Raw genomic sequence first — 3,699 nt, 5'->3', positions numbered from 1 at the left:
CCGCTTCTGGCTGGATCGGGGGGTGCAGCGCGCGCTGGACTCGTGGGGTGACCCGGCTGCTGCGAAGCTCGGCATCCTGGTGGTCAACGTGATCGGGTGTTTCCTGGCCGGCGCGGCGACTCAGCTGGTGCCCGCCCACCTGATGCCGATCGTGTCGACGGGGTTCCTGGGTGGTTTCACGACTTTCTCGACCGCGGTTGTGGACGCGGTCTCCCTCTGGGCGGGGTTCCGGGGGCGTTCGCTGGCTCTCGCGCTGGGCACGTGGGCGGTGTCCTGGGGTGCGGCGGTTGTGGGCATCGCCGTCGTGTGAGCCTCGTCGGGGCGTTCCGGGCTCTGCTTGTCATATGGCTCTGTTTGTTATCTTGCTCTGCTTGTTCTCTGAGCGCAGGCCTGCGCGATCCTTACCCAAAAATGTTGCACGTAATTCCCTCGCAGTTATTTCATGATTTGAATTGTAATCGTTGGAATTGCAACGTTTTCTCAGGCCCTAAGAAAAGTGAGGGTACCCAAATTACGTGCGACTTTTGGGGGCGAGGCTGGATGTACGCACAGACCCGCGTTTATCCTTACCCAAAAATGTCGCACGTAATTCCCTCGCAGTTGTTTCATGATTTGAATTGTGATCGTTGGAATTGCAACGTTTTCTCAGGCCCTAAGAAAAGTGAGGGTACCCAAATTACGTGCGACTTTTTTGGGGGAAGGGGCGAGGCCGGGGCCGAGGGCGCGCCAGGGGCGAGGCCGGGATGAAGGGGGAGGGCCGGGGCCGGGGGCGCAGGGTCGACGGGCAGTTCAGTGAGGGTTTAGCCACGATACGGTGTTTTGTAACAGCATGCCGCGCGCGCCCGCGCGCCGCCCCCATATGCTGATTGTGCGGGCCGAACGGCCCAGTAACGGAGAAGCTCATGATTGACCTCACCGGGGTGTCCAAGGTTTACCCCGTGAAAAACGGCGGCCAAGTGGTCGCACTCGATGGGGTGAACCTGCACGTTGACCGCGGATCCATTCACGGCATCGTCGGTCGATCCGGCGCAGGCAAGTCCACCCTCATCCGATGCCTGACGGCCCTCGAGAAACCCACCGAGGGCAGTATTGTCGTCGACGGTCTCGACCTGTCGACCCTGTCCGGCTCACAGTTGAGGGCCGCACGCCGCCACATCGGCATGGTTTTCCAGTCCGCGAACCTTCTCGACGCGCGCACAGCCGCCGACAATATTGGCTACCCGCTCAAGCTGGCGGGCGTCCCCGCGAACAAGCGTCGCGCCCGCGTCGATGAACTGCTGGAACTCGTCGGCCTGGCCGGACGCGGGGATTCCTATCCCTCCCAGCTTTCCGGTGGTCAGCGCCAGCGCGTGGGTATTGCCCGAGCCCTGGCTGACAACCCTGGCGTCCTTCTGTGTGATGAGCCCACGAGTGCCCTCGACACCGAGTCCACTGCGCAGATTTTGTCGCTGCTGCGCCGCGTCCGTGACGTCTCGGGTGTTACCGTCGTCATCATCACCCATGAGATGTCTGTCGTCCGCGAAATCTGTGACTTCGTGACACTCCTCGGTCACGGCAAGGTCCGGCAGACCGGAACCCTTGAAGAAGTCGTCGCCGACCCGGCCACGCCTCTCGCCCGCGAGCTGGTCCCCATGCCCGTCGTCGAGACGGTCCCGGCTCTGCCCTCCCACCAACGCTCGCACGGGTCAGACGCGGTCGACCCGGGTGTTGTCCTCCTGGACGTCGTTTTCACATCTCACCCGGGCGTGCCCACGGGCGCGACCGTGTTGCGCTTGGCGTCGTCCATGGGCGCGGACATCACTGCGGGAACCTTCGAATCCCTCGGGAGTGTGCAGGTTGGTCGACTGGCTCTGACTGTGCCTGCCTACCACGCTGACAAGATCATCGAACAGCTGCGTAAGAATGACGTTCACGCGGAAGTGAGGGACCAATGACCACCGCCTACCTCGCTGCAGCGAGTGCCGTCAGTGTACTCGCCCCCACGGGCAAGGGTGACCCCACGTGGCTGGACAACCCTGCCCTCACCCAGAAGTTCGTCCCCGCGATCTTCGAGACCCTCATGATGACGGGACTGTCCACCGTTTTCGCGGTCGTCATCGGAACGCTGCTGGGCCTCCTCCTGGTCCAGACCGGCAAGGGCGGCCTCACCCCCAACAAGGGCGTGTATCAGGCCCTCTCCTTCGTCGTCAATATCGTGCGTTCCCTGCCCTTTATCATCGGCATCATCATGCTGATTCCGGTCACCAAAATGATCGTCGGCAAGTCCACGGGTTCCCTGGCAACCGTTGTGCCCCTCGTCATCCTCTCCGCGCCTTTCTTCGCGCGACTCGTGGAGACGAACCTCCTGGCCGTCGACCCCGGAAAGGTCGAGGCCGCCCAGATGATGGGCGCTTCCAACCGGCAGATCCGCTGGGGTGTCCTCATCCGCGAGGCGTTGCCCGCCCTCGTCCAGTCGATCACGACGCTGGCAATCACGCTCATCGGCTACTCCGCGATGGCGGGCGCCGTCGGCGGCGGCGGCCTGGGTCAGATGGCCATCAACTACGGCTACAACCGCTGGCAGGACGACGTCATGATCTCCACGGTCATCGCGATCATCGTCATCGTCCAGGTCATCCAGCTGATCGGCGACTTCGTGTCGCGCAGACTCGATCACCGCGCGCGCTGAAACAGCGCTCACTCCATCTCGTCCATCCGAGGCCGCCCAGGCCTCGTCCCATCCCATTGAAGAACACAGAAAAGAGAAGCATCATGCGTCATCGCTCCTTCGCGGCCCTCGCCCTGGCAGCCGTCGCCTCCCTGGGTCTGACGGCCTGCGGCGGCTCTGGGTCCACCTCCTCCGACGTCGTGACCCTGACCGTGGGCGCGACCCCCTCGCCCCACGCGAAGATCCTGAACTACGTGAACGACAACTTGGCTGCGGATGCCGGCATCAAGATTAAGGTCGTCGAGTACACCGACTACGTCCAGCCGAACGCGGCGCTCGACGATGGTGAGCTCGACGCGAACTTCTACCAGACCGTCCCCTACTTGGAGAACGCGGAAAAGCAGGCTGGCTACGACTTTGAGGCTGGCGCGGGCATTCACTTGGAGCCCCTCGGCGTCTTCTCGCAGAAGCACCAGTCCCTGGATGAGCTGCCCGACGGCGGCACGATCGGTATTATCTCTGATACCTCCAACCAGGAGCGCGCGCTGCGCCTGCTGGCCACCCAGGGCCTCGTGTCCATCCCCGAGGGTGAGGGCGACGTCAACATCAACACTGTCACGAAGCTGAAGAACTTCACCTTCAATGAGGTTGATGGGCCGCAGCTTGTGCGCTCGCTCGAGGACTTCGACTACGCCGTCATCAACGGAAACTTCGCGCAGGAGGGTGGTCTGAGCCTGAGCAGCGACGCCCTCGTCGTCGAGTCACCCGTGGACAACCCTGCCGTGAACGTCCTGGTGTGGAAGAACGGTTCGGATAAGGCTGAGGCCATTGCGAAGCTTGAAGAGCTCCTGCACTCCGATCAGGTCAAGCAGTACATTGAGCAGACCTGGTCGGACGGTTCGGTCATCCCGGCGTTCTGAGAACGAGGCCTGGGCGCGCCGGGCGTGCACGCGCGGCGGGTGATCTCGCCGATGGCTGCGGTGAGGCGCGCGGGCTTGAGCGGATAGCTGATTGGGGGGGGCCCCGGAACCATGAGGGTCCGGGGCCCACCC

General features: G+C 63.2%; 4 protein-coding genes. All 4 read left to right on the top strand.

All coding sequences use genetic code 11. From position 1 onward, the window contains the following. Positions 1–310, top strand: a 310-nt coding sequence (locus BQ7477_RS10795) for a fluoride efflux transporter FluC (RefSeq protein ID WP_073983896.1), incomplete at its 5' end; no start/stop codon positions are given. A gap of 592 nt (positions 311–902) precedes the next feature. Beyond that, complete coding sequence (locus tag BQ7477_RS10790; RefSeq protein WP_073983895.1) at positions 903–1,934, top strand: methionine ABC transporter ATP-binding protein; 1,032 nt, start codon at positions 903–905, stop codon at positions 1,932–1,934. Further along, positions 1,931–2,668 (top strand): methionine ABC transporter permease, encoded by a 738-nt coding sequence (locus BQ7477_RS10785; protein ID WP_073983894.1) that lies wholly within the window; start codon positions 1,931–1,933, stop codon positions 2,666–2,668. The genes BQ7477_RS10790 and BQ7477_RS10785 overlap by 4 nt, the downstream gene beginning before the upstream one ends. 83 nt (positions 2,669–2,751) lie before the next feature. Then, positions 2,752–3,567 carry a MetQ/NlpA family ABC transporter substrate-binding protein gene (locus BQ7477_RS10780; RefSeq protein WP_073983893.1) on the top strand — a complete coding sequence of 272 codons (816 nt, stop codon included), beginning with the start codon at positions 2,752–2,754 and terminating at the stop codon, positions 3,565–3,567. Positions 3,568–3,699: the final 132 nt, after the last annotated feature.

Source organism: Actinomyces bouchesdurhonensis, from assembly GCF_900128465.1.
Lineage (GTDB): Bacteria > Actinomycetota > Actinomycetes > Actinomycetales > Actinomycetaceae > Pauljensenia > Pauljensenia bouchesdurhonensis.
This window is presented reverse-complemented; position numbering and strand designations above follow the sequence as displayed.

What these genes read in the sequence shown, in the direction of transcription:
- BQ7477_RS10790 (WP_073983895.1), top strand. Translation starts at nt 903, where the DNA reads ATGATTGACCTCACCGGGGTGTCCAAGGTTTACCCCGTGAAAAACGGC.
- BQ7477_RS10780 (WP_073983893.1), top strand. Translation starts at nt 2,752, where the DNA reads ATGCGTCATCGCTCCTTCGCGGCCCTCGCCCTGGCAGCCGTCGCCTCC.
- BQ7477_RS10785 (WP_073983894.1), top strand. Translation starts at nt 1,931, where the DNA reads ATGACCACCGCCTACCTCGCTGCAGCGAGTGCCGTCAGTGTACTCGCC.